Here is a 23,155-nt window from a genome sequence, read left to right on the forward strand (position 1 = left end):
AATGGGTTCACCATGTCGGGCTCCCATCATTTCCATTCGAAGCCATCTAAACCCCAGAATCAATCTGGGGCAGATCCTTCCCTACATGCCCATAAGAAGGGTGATGCACGGCACACCCATAGCAAGCAAGCCTCCAATCAAAACCTACTGTTAATTGCCTTAGTACTGACTTTAGGCTTTTCAGGGGTTGAGGGCGCTGCCGCTTATTTCGCTAATTCATTGGCGCTGATTTCTGATGCTGGTCACATGGTGACTGATGCTGCTGCTTTGGGCTTAGCTCTCTTAGCTCAAATCATTTCCCGTCGCCCACCATCTCCAAAGCATTCATTTGGTTTTGGGCGTGCTGAAGCGCTAGCAGCATTTGTTAATAGCATTGCGATGCTAGCTTTGGTGTTATGGATCGTCATCGAGGCTGTCAGTCGTTTTGCTAATCCACATAAGGTGGACGGTTTGACTGTTACGGTTGTAGCTGCAATTGGGCTTCTGATGAATATCGTTGTGGCATGGGTTTTGTCTCGCGATAAGCAAAGCGTCAATACCCGTGCAGCACTAGTCCATGTCATGGGTGATCTATTGGGTTCGGTTGCGGCATTAATTGCCGGTGTCGTGATTCAGCTTACCGGCTGGATGCCTATCGATGCCATTCTCTCTATTCTGGTATCACTGCTCATTCTGAAGTCCACCATCTCAATTCTGCATGAGTCTTATCACTTCCTGATGGAAGGCGTGCCTCTACATATTGATTACTTACAAGTAGGTACTGATTTAAGAAATATTCCAGGCGTACTCGCGGTGCATGATTTGCACGTCTGGGAAATGACCCCTAGCTTCCCAGCCTTGATTGGCCATATTGAAATCGCTGAGATGCAGAAGTGGCCAGAAATAATGGCCAGAATCAATACGATGCTTTTGGATAAGCACGGCATTGATCATGTGACCTTGCAGCCTGAAGAGGTTGGTGATGATCACGATCATGAGCATGATCATCTACATCATGAAATTCATAATGAAGCTCAAGCAGCAAATGTATTTCATGATGGCGCAACGTTTTATGTAGAGTGCACTAGCGGTGATTCAACTCATCGTATGGCCTATCACGCTTGGGGAAACCCTGGCAACAAAGTATTGCTCTGTGTTCACGGCCTAACAAGACGGGGTAGCGACTTTAAGAAGCTTGCACAGGCAATGTGCAAAGACTATTACGTGGTTTGTCCGGATGTAGTTGGTAGGGGTGAGTCTGATCGCTTAAGCAATCCAATGCTCTATGCCGTGCCTCAGTACGTTGCTGATATTGCTGCGTTAGTTAAGAAGCTTGGCGTTGCACAAGTAGATTGGCTGGGAACTTCTATGGGTGGCTTGATTGGCATGGTGTATGCCGCAATGCCAAACTCACCCATACGGAGAATGATCATCAATGATGTGGGTCCTAAGATTGAGCCAGAGGCAATTAAACGCCTAGGTTCATACGTTGGTCAGCCATTTGCTTTTTCAGATCGCTCTGAAGCACTTCAACGCTTAAATGAAATTTGCGCCACTTTTGGCGAGCACACTCCTGAAGAGTGGGAAATTTATAACGGCCCTATGCTGATTCAGAAAGATGGTAAATGGATCATGCATTACGACCCAGATATCTCAGTGCCGTTTGCATCAGTAAACCCCATCATGGCTAAAGCAGGTGAGATGGCGATGTGGCATGCATTCAAACAAATCCATATTCCGATGTTGATCGTGCGAGGCGATAACTCTGACTTGCTTTCCGCTGCTACGGTTGCCCAGATGTGTAAAGTCAATCCTTATGCGCGCAGTATTGAGATTCCCAATGTGGGACATGCACCCGCGTTTGTGAAACCCGAGCAGATTGCTTTAGCAAAAGAATTCTTCAGTTAATTAGTTCTTAATCACCGCTTATTGCCAATGGCAAATGTCCCCAGCAAATCGACAAAAGAGTCAGTATTCGTAGATGCCTGGTATGGTGAGCCGGCAGAATTGCACGCAGCCGGCGTATTACAAGTATTGCAGTCTCTTAATCTAGATGAGGCGACATTAACTGCTGCCAGCAATATTGCCCGCACCCATGGCAAAGAAGCCCTCATCAAACTCATTGGCGAAGAGTCCGCGAAACTGCTCATTGGATATCGCGGCTTACGACAAGCCCAAGCAAAGTTGGTTCGTGATGATGGTGGCTTAAGTGTTACTGGCCAAGAAGAAATGTTGCGCAAAATGCTTTTGGCATTTGGTGATGATTTGCGGGTAGTTCTGATTTATCTTGCCTCCCGTCTGCAGACATTGCGCTGGATTACACAAGAGAAGATCGAGATGCCTGCAGCTTGGGCTCAAGAAATCTTGAGTATCGATGCCTCACTAGCCAATCGATTGGGTATTTGGCAAATGAAGTGGGAGATGGAGGACTTAGCATTTCGAGCGCTCTCACCGCAGACTTATCGTGATATTGCGAAGATGCTGGATGCTAAACGCATTGAGCGCCAATCATTCATCGACCAAGTCGTCTTGCAATTACAGCAAGAATTAAAGACTGCGCAGATTGAGGGCGAGGTACTTGGAAGACCAAAACATATTTACAGCATCTGGAAAAAGATGGAAGGTAAATCATTAGACTTTGCCAATCTTTATGATGTCAGAGCATTTCGGGTATTAGTCGCCGATGTCAAATCTTGCTACGCTGTATTAGGCATCGTGCACAACGTCTGGCAGCCGGTGCCAAGAGAGTTTGATGATTACATCGCGCGCCCGAAGCCTAACGGTTATCAATCGCTGCATACAGTAGTGATGAACGAAGACGGTACCGCATTTGAGATTCAGGTGCGCACACAAGAAATGCATCAGCAGGCGGAGTATGGTTTAGCTGCGCATTGGCGCTACAAAGAGGGTGCTTATGCGGGTATGGCCACACCCCCAAATCCTGCCAAAACAAACAAGCCAAGTGTTACTCACCAGCAAGGCACGCATAGCGCAGAGGTTGCTTATGAAAGGCAAATCGCTTGGGCTCGCCAGCTTATCTCTTGGAAAGAGGATGCTTGGGAGCAGCTTAAGCACCATGAGATTGACGACCATATTTATGTTCTTACGCCTTTAGGGAAAGTGATTTCTTTAGAGAAGGGCTCAACGCCAATTGACTTTGCTTATGCGGTTCACACTAACCTTGGTCATCGTTGCCGGGGTGCACGTATAGATGGTGCAATGGTTCCGCTAGAGACTGCATTGAAGAATGGCCAAACGATCGAGATTATTGCTGTCAAGCACGGTGGCCCATCACGCGATTGGATTAGCCCTGATAAGCACTATGTACGCTCACAAAGAGCACGCCAACGAGTGCGTGCTTGGTTTAATGCACTTGATGATGAAGAGGCTGGACAATCTGGAAAATCTGTAGAGGGTAAAGCTGAAGCAATTCCCGAGCTAAAGACTCTACCCACAACACCTGAAATCGTTTTACGCAACAGCACTCATAAAGCAGGGCGAGGTGGCGATGTTTTGGTCGTTGGCGTGGATTCATTATTGACCCAGTTGGCGCGTTGCTGCCGGCCCGTTCCACCAGACTCGATTGCGGGATTTGTGACCCAAGGTAGAGGTATTTCAATTCACCGTCGCTCATGCAAAACCTTTAGAGGTTTGCTGGAGAGGGCGCCTGAGCGGGTCATTCAAACGGCTTGGACTGCTTCTGCTGCTGATTCTGTGGTCAATCAAGAGCAAAAACGCGTCTTTCCAGCTGATTTGGTGGTGACTGGCTTAGATCGCCCACAGTTAATGCGGGAGCTCTTTGAAATTCTAACTAGGCAGGGGGTGCATGTGATCGATTTGCGTAAATCAGCCAAAAAAGGTCTTGCCCAGATCCTTTTAACGATTGAGGTGAAGGATTCTGAAGTGCTGCGAGTCGTGCAAAACAGCCTAGAAGAGGTCAAAGGGGTCACCCAAGTGCGCCGCCGGTGATAAACTCTATGGCTGTATAGGCTCGTAGCTCAGCTGGTTAGAGCACCACCTTGACATGGTGGGGGTCGTTGGTTCGAGTCCAATCGAGCCTACCAACGAATAAGACCCGAAAGAAGTGCTAATCATGGCTTCAAAGAGGCGCGGATGCCCCAAAGCTACCGCGCTTTCTTTTTGGGAAAGATGTCAGTAATGAAGTTCAGTAAATAAGATGGGGTCATCATGCTTGTAGTTACTCTGCCCGATGGATCAAAACGTGAGTTTGAGGCACCAGTTCGCGTAGCGGATGTTGCTCAAAGCATCGGTAGTGGTCTTGCAAAAGCTGCTTTAGGCGGCATCGTCGATGGCAAGATGGTTGATACCAGTTTTGTGATTGATAAAGACAGTCAATTAGCCATCATCACTGACAAAAGTCCTGAGGCGCTTGAAATTGTGCGTCACTCTACAGCGCACTTATTAGCTTATGCTGTAAAAGAATTATTTCCAGAAGCACAAGTCACTATTGGTCCAGTAATCGAGAATGGTTTTTACTATGACTTCTCTTATCACCGCCCATTTACTCCGGATGACTTAGTCGCTTTAGAAAAGAAAATGACTGAGCTCGCTAAAAAAGATGAGCCAGTGACTCGTACCGTAATGCCGCGCGATGACGCTGTCGAGTTTTTTAAGAAGCAAGGCGAAAACTACAAAGCAGAATTGATTGCCAGCATTCCACAGGGTGAGGATGTTTCTTTATATGCCGAAGGTAAGTTCACTGACCTTTGTCGCGGCCCACACGTGCCATCTACCGGCAAGCTCAAGGTATTTAAGCTTATGAAGCTGGCTGGCGCTTACTGGCGTGGCGATAGCAAGAATGAGATGCTGCAGCGTATTTACGGCACTGCATGGTTGCGTAAAGAAGATCAAGATGCTTACTTACATATGCTTGAAGAATCTGAGAAGCGTGATCACCGCCGCCTCGGTAAGCAACTTGATTTATTTCATTTTCAAGAAGAAGCGCCTGGTTTAATTTTCTGGCATCCAAAAGGTTGGTCCATTTGGCAAGAAGTTGAGCAATACATGCGTCGCGTGTATCAGCAAGAAGGCTATCAAGAAGTAAAAGCTCCGCAGATTTTGGATCGCGGCCTTTGGGAAAAATCAGGTCACTGGGAAAACTATAAAGAAAATATGTTCACGACGGAGTCGGAGAATCGTGCTTATGCATTAAAGCCGATGAACTGTCCTGGTCACGTACAAATTTATAACTCTGGCTTGCATAGCTATCGTGAGTTGCCATTACGTTTTGGTGAGTTTGGCCAATGTCACCGTAACGAACCATCAGGTGCATTGCATGGTTTGATGCGTGTGCGCGGCTTCACGCAAGATGATGGTCATATTTTCTGTACTGAAGATCAAATTCAATCAGAGGTTGCTGCTTTTGATAAAGCAGTGCGCGCTGTGTATCAAGATTTTGGGTTTACCGAGGTTGCTGTAAAGCTAGCCTTACGTCCTGCTAAGCGTGTAGGCGATGATGCTATTTGGGATAAAGCAGAAGAGGCTCTCCGTGGTGCCCTCAAGGCCTCAGGCCAGGAATGGGAAGAATTGCCAGGCGAGGGTGCTTTTTATGGTCCTAAGATTGAATATCACCTGAAGGACTCGATTGGTCGTACTTGGCAGTGCGGCACGATTCAGGTGGATTTCTCGATGCCAGCACGCTTGGGCGCTGAATATGTCGCCGAAGACAATACTCGCAAGACCCCAGTCATGCTCCATAGGGCAATTGTGGGTTCTTTAGAGCGTTTTATCGGTATTTTGATCGAAAACCACGCTGGAAACATGCCTGTTTGGCTGGCTCCAACCCAGGCTGTAGTCCTTAATATCTCCGGAAATTCTGCTGCATATGCACAACAAGTGCGGCAATTGCTGAAAAAACAAGGGTTTAGAGTGGAATCCGATTTGCGGAACGAGAAAATTACGTATAAAATACGCGAGCACGCATTACAGAAGACTCCATTTTTACTAGTTGTAGGTGATAAAGAGTCTGAAAGCAATACGGTGGCCGTTCGTGCCCGTGGCGGAGTGGATTTAGGTGTAATGCCTCTTGATGCCTTCGTTGCCCGACTCCAGCAGGATATATCCCAGAAAGTCGGACCCGAGCTTAGCTAGGGTTAGAACGGTTTTTATTGTTTTTTTAAAGGAATTAAGAAGATCGCTACTGAAAAATTGCAGCGCATTAACCGGGAAATTACTGCTCCTGAAGTGCGTTTGATTGGAATTGATGGAGAGCCCATCGGTGTAGTTAAGTTGAGTGAAGCCTTGGCTTTGGCAGAAGAGAAAGAGACCGATTTGGTTGAAATTGCTCCGACGGCTGTGCCACCTGTAGTCCGCATCATGGACTTCGGCAAATTCAAATACCAAGAAGCCAAGCGGATGCATGAAGCTAAGCTGAAGCAAAAAGTCATTCAGGTGAAGGAAGTGAAGTTCCGCCCTGGTACTGATGATGGTGACTACGGTGTGAAGCTACGCAATCTAATCCGCTTTTTGGAAGATGGCGATAAGACAAAGATTACGCTGCGGTTTCGGGGTCGTGAAATGGCCCACCAAGAAATCGGAGTCAGAATGTTGGAACGTTTGAAGTTGGATCTCGTTGAATACGGCCAAGTCGAGCAGTTTCCAAAAATGGAAGGCCGCCAGATGGTGATGGTATTGGCCCCCATTCGTAAGGCTAAGTAATCAGGCTAAACCTGGTTCTTATGTAGGGAGGTATCCGAGGTGAATAACTGAGGATGCCGGTAGTTTGAAGTGCTTCTGGGTACAGGAAGAGTAACCGTCGGTTACCACCTATGTTGCACAAGTAATTGAAGGGGTGCTTTATGCCCAAGATGAAGAGCAAGAGTAGCGCTAAAAAGCGCTTCACGGTTCGCGCAGGCGGAACGATTAAACGAGGACAGGCTTTCAAACGCCACATCCTCACCAAGAAGACCACAAAGAATAAGCGTCACTTACGTGGTACCACCGAAGTTGCGAAAGCTGACGTTAAGTCAATTCGCTCCATGCTTCCATACGCTTAACCTCAGACTAGATTAGGAGAAATAAATGCCAAGAGTCAAACGTGGGGTTACAGCAAGAGCCCGTCATAAGAAAATCACCGATGCCGCTACAGGTTACCGTGGCCGTCGTAAGAACGTATTCCGTATTGCTAAGCAAGCGGTTATGCGTGCTGGTCAATATGCATATCGTGACCGTCGCAATAAGAAACGTGTATTCCGCGCATTGTGGATTGCTCGTATCAACGCGGCAGTTCGTCAGCATGACATGACCTATAGCGTATTCATGAATGGTATGAAGAAAGCTGCGATCGAACTCGACCGCAAAGTACTTTCTGATATGGCCATTGCTGACAAAGCGGCTTTTGCTGCTTTGGTTACTCGGATCAAATCCGTAGTAAACGCTGCAGCTTAATCTTAGTTTTCTAAACTAAGCTGCAATGGTTTCTCTCGACCACATTGTCGAGGATGCTAAACGTGATTTCCTCGGAGCTGCCGATGCGGCAGCTCTAGAGGACGCGAAAGCCAAGTATCTCGGTAAGTCAGGTGTTCTCACTGAGCGTTTAAAAGCGCTTGGTGGAATGTCGCCTGATGAGCGCAAGAGTGCTGGCGCCCAAATTAATCAAATCAAAACTCAAGTAGAAGCTGCATTACAAGAGCGTCGCCAAGCTTTGGCTGATGCTGTATTGATGCAACGTCTTGCGGCGGAGTCTATTGACGTTTCCTTGCCTGGCCGTGGCCAAGCAGTAGGTAGCTTGCATCCTGTGATGCGCACCTGGGAGCGCGTTGAAGAGATTTTCCGTTCGATTGGTTTTGATGTAGCAGATGGCCCTGAAATTGAAACCGATTGGTTTAATTTCACAGCCTTAAATAGTCCTGAGAATCATCCTGCACGTTCAATGCAGGATACCTTTTATATCGATGGCAAAGATTCTAACGAGAAGCCCTTGCTATTGCGTACGCATACCAGCCCCATTCAGGTTCGTTATGCGAGCGAGCATGTTAAGAAGTACGCTAATGCAGATGTAATGCCGCCAATCAAAGTGATTGCGCCAGGCAGAACCTATCGTGTTGATAGCGACGCAACCCATTCACCAATGTTCCATCAAGTTGAAGGCTTGTGGATTGCTGAGAGTGTTTCGTTTGCAGACCTCAAAGGCGTATATACAGATTTCTTAAGAACCTTCTTTGAAACGAATGCATTGCAAGTTCGTTTCAGACCTTCATATTTCCCATTCACTGAGCCATCGGCTGAGATTGATATGGCCTTCGGTAGCGGCAAACTTGCCGGCCGTTGGTTAGAGATCTCTGGAGCAGGGCAGGTTCATCCAAACGTCTTACGTAATATGGGTATCGACCCAGAGCGCTATACCGGCTTCGCATTTGGATCTGGTCTAGAACGCTTAACAATGCTGCGTTACGGCGTAGATGACTTGCGCCTCTTCTTTGAAAACGATCTGCGTTTCTTAGCGCAGTTCCCTGCATAAAAATATTATTACTACTTAACCTTAGATCGCGCTATGCAATTTTCTGAATCTTGGCTTCGTCAGTATGTAAACCCATCGCTTGATAGTGATGCGCTTGGTCATGCAATGACAATGGCTGGTTTAGAAGTTGAAGAGCAGCATTCAGTAGCGCCTGCATTTACTAAGATCGTGATTGCGCAGATATTGTCTGCTGAGCAACATCCTGATGCAGACCGTTTACGTGTTTGCAAAGTAGACGCAGGAACTGGTCAAGAATTACAAATTGTTTGTGGTGCGCCTAATGCGCGTTCCGGTATTAAGATTCCGTGCGCTATGGTTGGCGCGGAATTGCCTCCCGCTGAAGCCGGTGGCAAGCCATTCATGATCAAAGTAGGTAAGCTACGCGGTGTTGAAAGCCAAGGCATGTTGTGCTCTGGCCGTGAGATTGGTCTCGGCGATGATCATGAAGGCATTCTCGAGTTGCCAGCCGATGCGCCAGTTGGAAAAGATATTCGTGAATATCTGGATCTTGATGATCAAATCTTTGTTATTAAGTTAACCCCGAATAAAGCAGATTGCCTTTCATTAATGGGTATGGCAAGAGAAGTCTCTGCAATCACTGGCGCTGTGCTCTGCGCGCCTAAATGGACTCCACCAGCGGTATCAATAGAAGACAAGCGCAAAGTTACTGTAGAAGATAAACAGCTCTGTGGACGTTTTGCTGGTCGTGTGATTCGTGGCGTTAATCCTCAGGCTAAAACACCCGAATGGATTGTGCAGCGTTTATCCCGCGCAGGTCAAAGAAGTATTTCTGCATTAGTGGATCTCTCTAACTACGTCATGCTAGAGATGGGTCAACCCACCCACGTATTTGATATTGATAAATTGAATGGCGATATCACTGTTCGTTGGGCTAAAGCAGGCGAAACTCTTGAATTATTAAATGGTCAGACCGTGACTTTGCAGGGCCCCGACTCTGCAGGCAAGATGCAGGACGCTGGCGTGGTTGCTGATCAGAATGGTCCGGTAGCTCTTGCGGGAATTATGGGCGGCAATCATTGCGCCGTATCTGATGACACCAAGAATATCTATGTTGAGGCTGCTTATTGGGTGCCATCAGCTATTCAGGGACGTGCCCGTCGCTTCAATTTCAGCACTGATGCTGCTCATCGCTTTGAGCGCGGTGTAGATCCACAAAATACGGTGAATTGTCTGGAGTATCTCAGCGCCTTAATTATTGAGGTCTGCGGTGGTCAAGTGGGCCCAGTAGATGATCAAGTATTGAATGTGCCAGAACGTAAGCCAGTCAAAATGCGCTTGGCTAGAGCAGAAAAAGTGATTGGTATTCCACTGACAAATGAAGTGGTTGCCGATGTATTTCAGCGCCTTGGTTTTGAGTTTAAGCAAGAGGGTGATACTTTTGTCGTCACACCCCCAAGCTATCGTTTCGATATTGAGATCGAAGAAGATTTAATTGAAGAAGTCGCGCGTATGTACGGCTTTGAAAATATTCCGGATCAACCGCCAGTAGCCTCATTGAAGATGAGTGCTAAAGCAGAAGCAAAACGCGGTGTTCATTTATTGCGTCAGCGTTTGGCTCTCCAAGGTTATCAAGAAGCAGTAAATTTTGGTTTCACAGATCTCGAAAGTGAAAAGCGTTTAACTGGCGCCACTGAAAAGGACATCATTGAAGTGCTAAATCCTATTGCTAGTCAATACGGTGTGATGCGCAGCACGCTTTGGGGTGGCTTGTTAAATAACCTCAAGGCGAATTTGAACCGTGGAGCAGGGCGTGTACGCCTGTTTGAGACTGGCCGTGTATTTAAGCGTGACGTGAATGCTCAAGAAGAGGCCGGCAAAGTGGCCGGGTTTCATCAGCCTCAGAAAATTGGTGGCCTAGCTTATGGATCTTTCATTCCAGAGCAATGGGCCAATGCAACCCGTGCAGTTGATTTCTTTGATGTTAAGGGTGATCTTGAGCGGGTTTTGGATCCACTACATTTCATTACAGAAGCTGCGCAACATCCAGCGCTACATCCTGGCCGTAGCGCTAAGGTATTCTTGATTGCAGGCAAGAATCGCGTTGAAGTTGGCTTCATCGGAGAACTTCATCCCGGTCTGCAGCAGGCTTATGAGTTACCGCAGGCGCCTGTTTTGTTTGAATTAGACTTAGATCCTATTCGTGAGCTTGGCTTACCAGTGCCTGAAGAGTTGAGTAAATTCCCTGCAGTGCAACGTGATTTGGCCTTGGTTGTGAAGCAAAGCGTTTCTGCGCAGTCCCTGTTAGATGTTATGGCTGCTAGTAAGCAAAATTTTGTGCGCAATATTGAACTCTTTGATGAATTCAAGCCTAAGGCTGGATCAAGCAGCATGGCAGATGATGAGAAGAGCTTGGCTTTTCGAGTAACCCTCTTAAACCCTAATGAGACATTGCAGGATCCCCAAATTGATGCAGTAATGGCTACTTTATTGGGCGCAGTAGAGAAAAAGTGCGCGGCCCGTTTGCGCTAGGTTTAATATTAGGCATAAATCAAATAATTAATTAGTTACCAAAGAGACAAGCAATGACTGAATTGATTTCTAACGACACTGTTACCAAGAATGAGCTATCTGAAGCTCTTTTTGATCAAGTTGGACTAAATAAGCGCGAAGCAAAAGATATGATCGATGCCTTTTTTGATCGTGTTGGCCAATCCCTTGAAGCGGGCGTAGAAGTTAAGATTTCCGGTTTTGGTAATTTCCAGTTGCGCAATAAGTCGGCTCGTCCTGGCCGAAATCCAAAGACAGGTCAAATGATTCCGATTGCAGCTAGACGCGTAGTTACATTTCACGCAAGTCAAAAGCTTAAAGATGTAGTGGAGTCACATGCTCGAGAAAACCGAGTTTGATGCTAGCTCAGCGCTGCTGAGCTCTCAACTTCCCCCGATACCAGCAAAGCGCTATTTCACCATTGGTGAAGTAGCTGATCTTTGCGGTGTGCGCTCACACGTACTGCGTTATTGGGAGCAGGAGTTTGCTCAACTCAGCCCACAAAAGCGCCGCGGTAACCGTCGCTACTACCAGCATCATGAAGTGGTCTTGATCAGAAAGATTCGCTCTCTCCTCTATGAAGAGGGCTTCACGATTAGCGGTGCTCGTAATCGCCTTGAAGAGGCTCGTGGCGATCTCCGTCTGCGTGAAGAATTGCAAGCGGTTCTGCAGATTCTCTCTAAATAGTTACTGCTACAATTTTGCTTTCGTCGGGGCGTAGCGCAGCCTGGTAGCGTACATGCATGGGGTGCATGTGGTCGGAGGTTCAAATCCTCTCGCCCCGACCATTCAAACTAATCCCACCATCTCAAAGCACCATCTCCATGACAAGCGAAACAAAACCCGTTGAATACTTTGGTCTCAAAATTCCTTTTTTGGCGCATTTGGGCGTAGTTCCTGAGTATGCGAAAGAGGGTAAGTCACGAATTAGCCTCGATCTTAAGCCTGAGTATGAGAACAGCTTTGGTATTGCCCATGGCGGCGTCATCATGACGCTTCTGGATTTTGCAATGGGGGCTGCAGCTCGGAGCATTTCCGAGGTTCCCTTGGGGGCGATGACGATTGATATGTCAGTCAGTTTCCTGCGTCCCAGCACCGGCAAAATCGTGGTGGAGGGCACCATCCTCAAGCCAGGAAAGACGATTAACTACTGCGAAGCTGTTGTTTTGAATGAAGCAGGGGAGATAACCGCCAAATCCAGCGGTACATTTATGCTCAGAGAATCAAAAACAGTTTAGTTAAATATAATATTTATAAAGATTATGTCTTTTATTAACCTGAGCTGATATAGCCCTAATAAATATAGTTAATTATTCCGAATAATATATATTGCCTGATTGATTAATGTATATATAATCATCATCTAATATGGCTTATATAAGCCCTATAAAACAACCTATTATTCGGAGAGTGAAAAGAATATGTCTTCTTATAAAGAGCTTTTAGCCCAACGCGAGCAGTTGGATAAACAGATTAAAGAAGCAATTGCCCATGAAAAGGCAGATGGCATTGCCAAGGCCAAAGTCATTATTGAGCAATATGGCTTAACTGCATCCGATCTATTTAGCCGTAAAGCCGGCGTAAAGAGCGCTGGCGGTAAAGTGGCTCCTAAATACCGCAATCCATCTACAGGCGAAACCTGGACTGGTAGAGGTAAGGCGCCAAAGTGGATTGAAGGCAGAGATCGTGGTAGCTATTTGATCTAAGTGCTTGTTTTTCTTAAGTTTTAGTACTAAAGGCCGCTGATAGCGGCCTTTTCTTTTGCTCCTTTCTCAATCTGAATTACCCTTTAAGCGCACTTCCTAGCCAAAGCTTCTACAAATAGGGGTTCTAGTAACTCATGCCTACTACCATGAGGCCAGTTTCCCTCAGCCTCTGGATTAGTTGCGGGGTAGCCAATAATGAGTGGGTTGAGGTCAATTAAACCGTTTTCGAGCTCCTGTTTGATGCTTTCACTCAATGGGTGCTTGCCACCAGAGTTCTCATCCGCCAGGGCTACTACGCCGGGATGAAGTTTGATAAAACCTTCATCTACTAGAATAGGTATGCGCTGTGTATCCTTGTTTTTGCTCAAATAATGGATTAAATGGACTTGCTCTACAGGCGGAATAAGAGCATCTAAAAAGATCAAATCGGGGGCAATGGAAACAGCCTTCATTAAGCCCTCCAGGCTATCTACCGCCATTTCCATATCTACTTTGAGCTGCCAATCAGCAATAGACTCTAATAATTCTTGGCCATTCTCAGATCTTCTAAATATCCCCATGGCTACACAGTTTTGAGTGGTCTTTTGACGCATAGCCCTTTTTCTGCGCTGTAATTGCTGTTCTAAGGAACTTGCCAATATTCGTCTGTGACCGCCACGGGTTTTCCAAGCAATCAGTTCGCCTAATTCCACCATTTTCTGAACGGTGCCTAGGGAAACCTGTAAAACCTTGGCGCTTTGGCGAGTACTGAGATATTCCGTTTCTGGGGTAATTAATTTCATATTTCCCTTAATTTCATTTAATTGTTTGAAGATTTAGAGAATAAAAATCAAATTCATTTGAATCTGTCGGTAAACCTTTAAAGCGGGGTAGGAAAGTTCTTATTAATTCTCATTTATAGGGAGATACCCCAAAATTCCTTGAAATCAGGGAAAGCCCTTTATGTATCAATGGTCATTCGTGTTAAATTACACCTGTAGCACCAGTATTCGCACAGATCAATTCGCTAAACGGTAGAGCCGTGTAACGAATGGTTTTAACCACAGTTTTTATTCGGGAAACCCGATGAAAGGTGAGCATCATGATGCAGGATCAAAGAGATAACTCCTATCTCTTCGGCGGAAACGCACCCTACGTAGAGGAACTCTACGAATCCTACTTGCACGATCCAGCTTCCGTAGCTGATCATTGGCGAGATTATTTCGATAACGTGAAACAGGTTCCTGCGGTTGACGGTTCATCTCGAACTGACATTGCCCATGCACCTATTGTTGCTTCATTTGCTGAGCGCGCTAAGCAAGGCCCAATCAGAACGATTTCTGATTCGGCTGACTCAGAGATGGGTCGCAAACGCGTTGCTGTGCAGCAGTTAATTGCCGCGTACCGTAACGTGGGCAATCGCTGGGCAAACTTAGATCCATTAAAGCGGACAGAGCGCCAGGATATTCCTGAGTTAGATCCCGCTTTCTATGGCTTTACTGATGGCGATATGGATATCGTCTTCAATACTAGTAATACATTCTTCGGTAAAAACGAAATGTCCTTGCGCGATTTGCTCCAAGCATTGCGTGAGACATACTGCGGCACGATCGGTGTCGAATTTATGTTTATTGCCGACCAGAAGATTAAGAAGTGGTGGCAAGAAAAATTAGAGTCTATTCGTTCAACCCCGCAATTTAATGTGGATGAGAAGCGTCATATTTTGGATCGCATTACTGCTTCTGAAGGCTTAGAGCGCTACCTTCAAGCTAAGTATGTTGGTCAAAAGCGCTTCTCCCTCGAAGGTGGTGAAAGCTTCATCGCCTGTATGGACGAGTTGATTCGTGACTCTGGCAACAAAGGTATTCAAGAGATCGTCATTGGTATGGCCCACCGTGGTCGTCTCAACGTGTTGGTCAACACCTTGGGCAAAATGCCTAAGGACTTGTTTGCTGAGTTTGAGCACAAGGGTCCAGAGACATTGCCAGCTGGCGACGTTAAATACCACCAAGGTTTCTCGAGCGATATTTCCACTCCTGGCGGTCCGGTTCACTTGTCATTGGCATTTAACCCATCCCATTTAGAGATTGTTAATCCAGTGGTTGAAGGTTCTGCACGTGCTCGTATGGAGCGTCGTGGTGATATGTTGGGTGAGCAAGTCATGCCGGTGTTAGTTCACGGTGATGCTGCGATTGCAGGTCAGGGCGTGATGCAAGAAACATTAGCAATGTCAGAAGTGCGTGGTTATTCCACGGGCGGCACAATGCACATTGTGATTAACAACCAAATTGGTTTCACGACCTCAGATCCACGTGACTTGCGTTCGAGCTTGTATTGCACGGACATCATGAAGATTGTGGATGCCCCGGTATTGCACGTGAACGGCGACGATCCTGAAGCGGTAGTGTTGGCGACTAAGTTGGCTGTTGAGTTCCGCATGAAGTTTCATAAGGACGTTGCAGTTGACATCATCTGCTTCCGTAAATTGGGTCACAACGAGCAAGATACGCCTGCAATGACACAGCCCTTGATGTACAAAATCATTGCCGCACATCCTGGCACACGCAAGCTGTATGCTGATAAATTAGAAACTCAAGGCGTATTGCCTGCAGGCACCGGTGACCTCATGGTCAAAGAGTACCGCGCTGCTATGGATGAAGGTAAGCAAACCTCCGATCCAGTGTTGAGCAACTTCAAAGGCAAGTTTGCAGTCGATTGGTCTCCGTTCTTAAATAAGAAGTGGACCGATGAAGCCGATACGGCGATTCCATTAACAGAGTGGAAGCGATTGGCTGAGAAGATTTCTACTATTCCCGAAGGTTTCAAGGCGCATCCATTGGTTGCTAAGGTCTATAACGACCGTGCCGCTATGGGTCGTGGTGAGGTGAATGTAGATTGGGGTATGGGTGAGCATATGGCTTTCGCATCCTTGGTGGCTAGTGGCTATCCAGTGCGTTTATCTGGTGAAGATAGTGGACGCGGCACCTTTACTCACCGTCATGCGGTATTGCATGAGCAAAACCGTGAGAAGTGGGATACCGGTACTTATGTCGCTCTTCAACACGTCACTAAAGATCAAGCGCCATTTGTGGTGATTGACTCGATTCTTTCTGAAGAGGCTGTGCTTGGTTTTGAATACGGCTATGCCGCTGCAGAACCAAACACCTTAACAATTTGGGAAGCCCAGTTCGGCGACTTTGCTAACGGCGCTCAAGTAGTTATCGATCAGTTCATCGCCTCTGGTGAAGTGAAGTGGGGTCGTGCGAATGGCTTGGTCATGATGTTGCCGCATGGTTACGAAGGTCAGGGTCCAGAGCATTCTTCTGCACGTCTTGAACGTTTTATGCAGTTATGTGCAGACACTAATATGCAAGTGATTCAGCCGACTACTGCGGCGCAGATCTTCCACGTGTTGCGTCGTCAAATGATTCGTCAGTTCCGCAAGCCGCTGATCTTGATGACTCCTAAATCATTGTTGCGTAACAAAGAAGCCGCATCACCTTTATCTGAATTTACTAAAGGCGGCTTCCAGACCATCATTGGTGAACGTGATGACTCTATCGATGCAAAGCAAGTTACCCGCTTAGTCATGTGTTCTGGCAAGGTCTATTATGACTTGGTTAAGCAGCGCGCTGAGAAGAAGATTGCTGATGTAGCGATCATTCGCTTAGAGCAGTTGTATCCATTCCCGCACAAAGCATTGACTGCTGAGTTGAAGAAGTATCCGAAATTGGAAGACGTAGTGTGGTGTCAAGATGAGCCGCAAAACCAAGGTGCTTGGTTCTTTGTTCAGCATAACATCTTGGAAAATATGTCTGATGGTATGAAGTTGGGCTATGCAGGCCGTCCTGCATCAGCATCACCAGCTTGTGGTTATGCCCATCTCCACCAAGAACAGCAGAAGTCTCTACTGAATGCGGCATTTGCCAAACTCAAAGGTTACGTGATCACGAAATAATCGTCTTCATAATTCAATATACACACATACATATAAACAGGATTAATCATGGCTATTTTCGAAGTTAAAGTTCCACAACTCTCAGAGTCAGTTGCTGAAGCAACTTTGTTGCAATGGAAAAAGAAGGTTGGTGACGCTGTTGGTCAAGACGAGATCTTGATCGAAATCGAAACAGACAAAGTTGTTCTCGAAGTTCCAGCGCCTTCCGCTGGTGTTTTGACAGAAATCGTTGTTGCTGACGGTGGTACCGTTATTGCTGAGCAATTGATTGCAAAGATTGATAGCACTGCTGTTGCCGCTGCCGCTCCCGCATCCGCCGCGCCCGCACCAGCTGCTGCTCCTGCAGCAGCCCCAGCAAAAGCAGCCGCCGCTCCTGCCGCTAAAGCTGGTGCAGCCGCCGCTCCTTCCGCTGCAAAAATTCTGGCTGAGAAAAATATCGACGCTGGTCAGGTTGCTGGTTCTGGTCGTGATGGCCGTATCACCAAAGGTGATGCATTGAATGCTTCAGCAGGTGGTGCTAAATCTACTGCATTACCAAGCGCGCCAGTTCCAATGGGTGATCGCCCAGAAGAGCGTGTACCAATGAGCCGTTTGCGTGCTCGTATTGCTGAGCGTTTGCTTGAGTCCCAAGCTAACAACGCTATTTTGACTACATTCAATGAAGTCAATATGGCCCCAGTAATCGCTATGCGTAACAAGTACAAAGATCAGTTTGAAAAAGTTCACGGTGTGAAGTTGGGCTTCATGTCTTTCTTCGTTAAAGCAGCTACACATGCTTTGAAGAAATTCCCACTTTTGAATGCTTCGGTTGATGGCAATGACATTGTTTACCACGGTTACTTTGATATCGGTATCGCAGTAAGCTCACCACGTGGCTTGGTAGTTCCGATTTTGCGTGATGTTGACCAAATGAATTTGGCTGACATTGAGAAGAAAATTGCTGAGTTCGGTGCCAAGGCTCGCGATGGCAAATTGTCGATTGAAGAGTTGACTGGCGGTACATTCTCCATCTCTAACGGCGGCGTATTCGGATCGATGTTGTCTACTCCGATCATCAACCCACCGCAATCCGCTATTTTGGGTATTCATGCAACTAAAGATCGTGCTGTTGTTGAAAATGGCCAAGTAGTTGTTCGTCCAATCAACTATCTTGCTTTGTCATATGACCACCGCATTATTGACGGTCGTGAGGCTGTGCTTGGTTTAGTTGCTATGAAGGATGCTTTAGAAGATCCTTCACGTCTTCTCCTTGATTTGTAAGAAGGGAAGATCATGAGCCAAGCTTTTGACGTAGTAGTAATTGGTGCTGGCCCTGGTGGCTACATCGCCGCAATTCGTGCAGCGCAACTCGGTTTTAAGGTTGCCTGTGCTGAATCGAGTTCCTATGATGATCCTAAAGGTGAAACACGTTTGGGCGGCACCTGCTTAAACGTGGGCTGTATTCCCTCTAAGGCATTGTTGGCATCTTCAGAGGAATTCGAAAAGATCAGCCATCATGCTGCGGATCATGGCATTAAGGTGGGTGCAGTAAGCATCGACTCTAAAAAGATGATCGCTCGTAAGGATGACATCGTTACCAAAATGACGGGTGGTATTCAGTACTTGTTCCGTAAGAACAAAATCACTTTGTTAAAAGGCCATGCTTCATTCGAAGGTAAGAATGCCGATGGTTATCAAGTGAAGATTGATGGCAAAGATAAAGAAACAGTTACCGCCAAGAATGTAATCATTGCTACCGGCTCTAAAGCGCGTCACCTCTCTGGTATCGCTGTAGACAACGTCTTGATCTGCGATAACGAAGGTGCGCTTAAGTTTGATTCTGCTCCTAAGAAATTAGGTGTAATCGGCGCTGGTGTAATCGGTCTGGAGTTGGGCTCTGTATGGCGCCGTCTCGGTGCTGAAGTGACTGTGCTCGAAGCTATGCCTTCATTCTTAGGCGCTTGTGATATCGGTATTGCTAAAGAAGCTCAAAAGCTTTTTGCTAAGCAAGGCTTAGATATTCATACTGGCGTGAAGATTGGTGATGTTAAAGCCGACAAGAAGGGTGTAGTAGTTAATTACACCGATAGCGCTGGTAAGGCTGCTAAGTTGGAATGTGAGCGCTTAATTGTTTCCGTTGGTCGTGTACCTAACACCGACAAATTGGGATTAGACAAGATTGGCCTTAAAGTGGATGAGCGCGGCTTCATTCCAATTGATGATCACACTTGTGCTACTGCTGCGCCTGGCGTCTATGCTGTTGGTGACGTAGTACGCGGCCCTATGTTGGCACACAAAGCAGAGGACGAAGGCGTCTTGGTTGCCGAAGTGATTGCCGGTCAAAAGCCTCATATCGATTACAACTGCATTCCTTGGGTTATCTATACCGATCCTGAAATTGCCTGGGTTGGTAAGACTGAACAAGCGCTTAAAGAGGCTGGTATTGCTTATAAGGCAGGTCAGTTCCCCTTTGCTGCTAACGGCCGTGCGTTGGGTATGGGTCGTGCTGATGGTTTCATCAAAGTGTTAGCGGATGCTAAGACTGATGAGATTCTTGGCGTACATATTATTGGTGCCAATGCTTCCGACTTAATTGCTGAAGCAGCGGTTGCAATGGAATTCAAAGCAGCAGCAGAAGATATTGCTCGTATCTGTCATGCACATCCAAGTTTGTCTGAAGTGATGCGCGAAGCAGCATTGGCGACAGACTCACGTGCATTAAATATGTAATTGAAAACCATTGAGTTTTACCAACAAGAGTTAAAGGCGCGCGGGTATCAAAGTGATCCCGCGCAGCTTCGTGCCGTAGAGCGTCTTCAGGAATGTGAAGATCAATGGATTGCTTATAAAGAAATCCGCAGCAATACCTTAAAGAAAAAGATATTTAAACCAACGCTCCCTCGTGGCATTTATTTATGGGGTGGGGTAGGTCGTGGCAAATCCTTCTTGATGGACTGCTTTTATGCGGCCTCACCATTAGAAAAGAAAATTCGCATTCATTTTCATGAGTTCATGCGTGAAGTCCATCGCGAACTCCATGAGTTATCGGGTTTATCAGACCCGCTTGATGAGCTTGCTAAGCGTATTTCAAATCGCTATCGCCTTATTTGCTTTGATGAGTTCCACATCAATGACATCGCCGATGCAATGATTTTATATCGCTTGCTCAGTGCACTGTTTGCTGACCGTGTGCAATTTGTGATGACATCGAACTATCGCCCAGATCAGCTCTACCCCAATGGCCTACATCGCGATAGATTACTTCCCGCGATCAAACTGTTGGAAGAGAAGCTCGACGTTATGAACGTAGATGCTGGCAATGATTACCGCCGTGTGCAGATGGCACAAGTAGAGGCCTATCTCACGCCGATTAATGCAGAAACACAAGCAACGCTCGGTCAAATGTTTCAAACCTTGATTGGTAATCAAAATGAGGCGCGTAATCCAGTCCTTAATATTGAGTCGCGTGAGTTACGACCGCTTCACATGGCGGACGGTGTGGTTTGGTTCGACTTCAAAACTTTGTGTTGCGGTCCACGCTCACAAAATGATTACCTAGAGATTGCTAACCAGTTTCATACGGTGATTTTGTCTGGGGTGCCCTATATGCCCCCAAGAATGACAAATGAAGCCCGCCGCTTTATTTGGCTAATCGACGTCTTGTATGACCACAAGATTAAGTTAATCATGTCTGCTGAGGTCCCAGCTCCAGATTTGTACACTGAGGGCCAAATTACGGCTGAATTCTCTCGAACCGTGTCCCGTTTGATTGAGATGCAGTCTCGTGACTACCTAGATGCACCGCGCCGGGTAATTGACACCAGCTTGACCTAAAATAGGGTCATGAGCAGCTTTTCACCCCTAAACGCCGACTTGCATTGCCATTCAGTGATTTCTGATGGCACTTTGACGCCCGAACAATTAGCGGAGCGTGCTAAAGCCAATGGAGTGCATTTGTGGGCCCTGACCGATCATGATGAGTTGGGCGGTCAGAAGCGTGCGCGAGAAGCGGCTAGTGCACTAAAGATCGATTACCTTGCTGGTGTAGAAATTTCTGTCACTTGGATGGGTGAGACGATTCATATTGTTGGCCTTGGAATTGATGCTGAGCATGCTGGCATCATCGAAGGACTTCGTCGCACTCGTGATGGCCGAGGTAATCGCGCCAAACTGATGGCAGAACAGCTACTCAAAGCAGGTATACCTGGCGCTTATGAAGGCGCACTGCATTTCGCAGGTAATCATGACTTGATTTCAAGAACACACTTTGCGCGTTACTTAGTAGAGCAGGGAGTGTGTCGCAATACCGAACATGTATTTAAAAATTATTTAATTGAAGGCAAACCAGGATATGTACCTCATCAGTGGGCTACTCTAGATGACGCTGTTAGCTGGATTAAATCAGCAGGTGGTGTAGCGGTGATTGCCCATCCTGGACGCTACAGTAGACTCAATGCTATGCAAATGGACGAGCTCTATAAACACTTTAAGGATATTGGCGGCCTAGCAATTGAGGTGATTACGGGTAGCCATAGCCCTGACCAATACAAAACCTTTGCAAAGATTGCGCAGCAATATGGCTTTTTGGCCTCTCGCGGCTCCGATTTTCATGACCCAAGCGAGAGTCATATAGATTTAGGCAATTTGCCGCACTTACCGGATCACCTCACACCAGTGTGGTCTGCCTTTCATTAATTCCTTAATCACTTAACCACTTAGAAAAAGAATACAGATGTTTGCTGAACGCGTTCTCTCTGGCATGCGACCAACCGGTAGCTTGCACTTGGGTCACTACCATGGTGTTTTAAAGAACTGGGTGCGCCTGCAGTCGGAGTACCCATGCTTCTTTTTTGTGGCCGATTGGCATGCATTAACTACTCATTACGAGACTCCGGATGTCATTGAACAGTCTGTATGGGATATGGTGATTGATTGGTTGGCAACGGGTGTTGATCCAAATCAAGCAACGTTGTTTATTCAAAGTAAAGTGCCTGAGCATGCTGAACTTTTTCTATTGCTCTCCATGGGAACCCCATTGGGTTGGCTTGAGCGAGTGCCGACCTACAAAGATCAAATTGAGAAACTCAAGGAAAAAGATCTCCAAACTTATGGTTTCTTGGGTTATCCATTGCTACAGGCGGCCGATATATTGATGTATCGCGCACAGTTGGTTCCGGTTGGTGAAGATCAGGTGCCACACGTAGAGATGACTCGTGAAGTAGCGCGCCGCTTTAATTATTTATACGGACGCGAGCCCGGCTTTGAAGAAAAAGCCTTAGAGGCAGTTAAAAAATTAGGCAGCAAACGCGCCAAGATGTATGCGGAATTACGAGTGGCATTTCAAGAGCGTGGTGATGATGAGGCGTTGGAGCAAGCTAAAGCATTGCTGCAAGAAGCGCAGAGTTTATCGATGGCTGATCGCGAAAGACTCTTTGGCTTTTTAGAAGGTGCCCGCAAAATTATTCTGCCTGAGCCACAAGCACTACTCACAACGGCATCACGTATGCCTGGTATCGATGGTCAGAAGATGTCTAAGTCTTACGGCAATACCATCAGCATTCGCGAAAATCCCGAAGATGTGATTAAAAAGATTCGTACGATGCCAACGGATCCAGCGCGCGTTCGAAGAACCGACGCCGGAGATCCAGCACGTTGCCCGGTATGGCAACTGCATACTGTTTACTCAAATGAGGAAACAAAACAATGGGTTGATAAGGGTTGTAAATCCGCTGGTATTGGATGCCTCGAGTGCAAGCAACCGGTAATTGATTCAATTTTGGCTGAGCAGCAACCGATGTTTGAACGTGCACAGAAGTATTTGGATGATCCTAGTTTGCTGCGTTCCATCATTGCCGATGGTTGCGACAAAGCACGCAAGGTTGCCCAGGAAACCATGCGCGAGGTTCGCGAAGCAATGGGCCTTGCATACGATTGAGCCTTGATCTTGCCTAGCCCGCACGATGCCATTTTGAATGCCTCTCCTTGGGTAAGAAGATTTGCGCCCCTCATTCAAGGGGATGGGGTGGTGCTGGATTTAGCTTGTGGATCAGGTCGACACTCTGATTTATTGGCAAGCATGGGGCATGCTGTCTTGGCGGTTGATCAAGATGTCACAGCAGTAGGGTCACTTAGCAACCTTTTAATCACTCCAAAGCACCTCAATCTTGAGGAGGCTAACTGGCCCCTGATAGGTTTTGAGTTCAGCGCCATCTTAGTGACCAACTACCTCTTTCGTCCACATTTAGACCAATTGCCCAAAATGCTGCAACAGGACGGTGTTTTGATCTATGAAACCTTTGCCCTGGGAAATGGTGCATTTGGCAAACCATCTAACCCCAATTTCCTCCTAAATCCAGGGGAATTGCTCACTTTTGCCTCTCGTCATGGGCTCAAGGTAGTGGCTTATGAGGATATTTACGTAGATCAACCTAAACCAGCTATGGTTCAGCGCCTGTGCGCGGTAAAAGGTGAGCTAAAACAGCACATTCCGTTACAATTTCAGGGTTAAGACAGCTAAAAATCGGTGCATATTCGGTGACAAGTACAGCGCATTCCAAAGGTAGCAAA

General features: G+C 46.8%; 20 protein-coding genes and 2 tRNA genes. 21 read left to right on the plus strand and 1 reads right to left on the minus strand.

The window, feature by feature from the left end:
• Window positions 1-12 precede the first annotated feature (12 nt).
• The 14 genes from ICN40_RS11845 (at window position 13) to ICN40_RS01200 (ending at window position 12,672) form a co-directional block, all read left to right on the plus strand.
• Entirely contained in the window at window positions 13-1,887 is a 1,875-nt protein-coding gene (locus tag ICN40_RS11845) for an alpha/beta fold hydrolase (protein ID WP_216241458.1), read from the plus strand.
• Window positions 1,888-1,914: 27 nt separating this feature from the next.
• On the plus strand, window positions 1,915-3,948 hold the full coding sequence (locus ICN40_RS01140; protein ID WP_216241459.1) for a bifunctional (p)ppGpp synthetase/guanosine-3',5'-bis(diphosphate) 3'-pyrophosphohydrolase: 2,034 nt from the start codon (window positions 1,915-1,917) through the stop codon (window positions 3,946-3,948).
• 18 nt (window positions 3,949-3,966) lie between these two features.
• Window positions 3,967-4,043: transfer RNA gene (locus ICN40_RS01145), tRNA-Val, on the plus strand.
• Between the two features lie 124 nt (window positions 4,044-4,167).
• Window positions 4,168-6,090: a threonine--tRNA ligase gene (thrS, locus tag ICN40_RS01150; RefSeq protein WP_216241461.1), complete on the plus strand. Its 1,923-nt coding sequence runs from the start codon at window positions 4,168-4,170 to the stop codon at window positions 6,088-6,090.
• Window positions 6,091-6,123: 33 nt separating this feature from the next.
• Entirely contained in the window at window positions 6,124-6,657 is a 534-nt protein-coding gene (gene infC, locus ICN40_RS01155) for a translation initiation factor IF-3 (protein WP_374222774.1), read from the plus strand.
• Between the two features lie 140 nt (window positions 6,658-6,797).
• Window positions 6,798-6,995, plus strand: coding sequence for a 50S ribosomal protein L35 (rpmI, locus tag ICN40_RS01160; protein ID WP_046330084.1), 198 nt, complete (start codon window positions 6,798-6,800; stop codon window positions 6,993-6,995).
• Window positions 6,996-7,020: 25 nt separating this feature from the next.
• Complete coding sequence (rplT, locus tag ICN40_RS01165) at window positions 7,021-7,386, plus strand: 50S ribosomal protein L20 (protein ID WP_011902675.1); 366 nt, start codon at window positions 7,021-7,023, stop codon at window positions 7,384-7,386.
• Window positions 7,387-7,411: 25 nt separating this feature from the next.
• Window positions 7,412-8,458, plus strand: a complete 1,047-nt coding sequence (gene pheS, locus ICN40_RS01170) for a phenylalanine--tRNA ligase subunit alpha (RefSeq protein ID WP_216241464.1) — start codon at window positions 7,412-7,414, stop codon at window positions 8,456-8,458.
• 33 nt (window positions 8,459-8,491) lie between these two features.
• On the plus strand, window positions 8,492-10,948 hold the full coding sequence (gene pheT, locus ICN40_RS01175) for a phenylalanine--tRNA ligase subunit beta (RefSeq protein WP_216241466.1): 2,457 nt from the start codon (window positions 8,492-8,494) through the stop codon (window positions 10,946-10,948).
• A 53-nt stretch (window positions 10,949-11,001) separates the two neighbouring features.
• On the plus strand, window positions 11,002-11,325 hold the full coding sequence (locus ICN40_RS01180; protein WP_072582283.1) for an integration host factor subunit alpha: 324 nt from the start codon (window positions 11,002-11,004) through the stop codon (window positions 11,323-11,325).
• Complete coding sequence (locus ICN40_RS01185; protein WP_072582284.1) at window positions 11,303-11,653, plus strand: MerR family transcriptional regulator; 351 nt, start codon at window positions 11,303-11,305, stop codon at window positions 11,651-11,653. Before ICN40_RS01180 ends, ICN40_RS01185 begins: the two co-directional genes overlap by 23 nt.
• A 24-nt stretch (window positions 11,654-11,677) precedes the next feature.
• Window positions 11,678-11,754 (plus strand) — tRNA-Pro (locus ICN40_RS01190).
• A gap of 36 nt (window positions 11,755-11,790) precedes the next feature.
• On the plus strand, window positions 11,791-12,204 hold the full coding sequence (locus ICN40_RS01195) for a PaaI family thioesterase (RefSeq protein ID WP_216241468.1): 414 nt from the start codon (window positions 11,791-11,793) through the stop codon (window positions 12,202-12,204).
• A 183-nt stretch (window positions 12,205-12,387) separates the two neighbouring features.
• Entirely contained in the window at window positions 12,388-12,672 is a 285-nt protein-coding gene (locus tag ICN40_RS01200) for an H-NS family nucleoid-associated regulatory protein (RefSeq protein ID WP_215363416.1), read from the plus strand.
• An 83-nt stretch (window positions 12,673-12,755) separates the two neighbouring features.
• Here ICN40_RS01200 and ICN40_RS01205 read toward each other — a convergent pair whose 3' ends face one another.
• Entirely contained in the window at window positions 12,756-13,454 is a 699-nt protein-coding gene (locus tag ICN40_RS01205) for an excisionase family DNA-binding protein (RefSeq protein ID WP_216241471.1), read from the minus strand.
• Between the two features lie 299 nt (window positions 13,455-13,753).
• On the opposite strand from ICN40_RS01205, the gene ICN40_RS01210 reads away from it, so the two are divergent.
• From ICN40_RS01210 to ICN40_RS01240, 7 genes are read left to right on the plus strand one after another with little or no spacing between them, the layout of a single operon-like run.
• A complete protein-coding gene (locus ICN40_RS01210) occupies window positions 13,754-16,609 on the plus strand; it encodes a 2-oxoglutarate dehydrogenase E1 component (RefSeq protein WP_216241474.1) in 2,856 nt (951 codons plus the stop codon).
• A gap of 48 nt (window positions 16,610-16,657) precedes the next feature.
• Window positions 16,658-17,869, plus strand: coding sequence for a 2-oxoglutarate dehydrogenase complex dihydrolipoyllysine-residue succinyltransferase (gene odhB, locus ICN40_RS01215; protein WP_216241476.1), 1,212 nt, complete (start codon window positions 16,658-16,660; stop codon window positions 17,867-17,869).
• Between the two features lie 12 nt (window positions 17,870-17,881).
• Window positions 17,882-19,318, plus strand: coding sequence for a dihydrolipoyl dehydrogenase (gene lpdA, locus ICN40_RS01220; RefSeq protein ID WP_216241479.1), 1,437 nt, complete (start codon window positions 17,882-17,884; stop codon window positions 19,316-19,318).
• Window positions 19,319-20,422 (plus strand): cell division protein ZapE, encoded by a 1,104-nt coding sequence (zapE, locus tag ICN40_RS01225; RefSeq protein WP_216241482.1) that lies wholly within the window; start codon window positions 19,319-19,321, stop codon window positions 20,420-20,422.
• 9 nt (window positions 20,423-20,431) lie between these two features.
• Window positions 20,432-21,283, plus strand: coding sequence for a 3',5'-nucleoside bisphosphate phosphatase (locus ICN40_RS01230; RefSeq protein WP_216241484.1), 852 nt, complete (start codon window positions 20,432-20,434; stop codon window positions 21,281-21,283).
• A gap of 37 nt (window positions 21,284-21,320) precedes the next feature.
• Window positions 21,321-22,523: a tryptophan--tRNA ligase gene (locus ICN40_RS01235; RefSeq protein WP_215363432.1), complete on the plus strand. Its 1,203-nt coding sequence runs from the start codon at window positions 21,321-21,323 to the stop codon at window positions 22,521-22,523.
• A 9-nt stretch (window positions 22,524-22,532) separates the two neighbouring features.
• Entirely contained in the window at window positions 22,533-23,096 is a 564-nt protein-coding gene (locus ICN40_RS01240) for a bifunctional 2-polyprenyl-6-hydroxyphenol methylase/3-demethylubiquinol 3-O-methyltransferase UbiG (protein ID WP_255561076.1), read from the plus strand.
• Window positions 23,097-23,155: the final 59 nt, after the last annotated feature.

Origin of the sequence: Polynucleobacter sp. Fuers-14, assembly GCF_018882045.1 — a bacterium.
GTDB lineage: Bacteria > Pseudomonadota > Gammaproteobacteria > Burkholderiales > Burkholderiaceae > Polynucleobacter.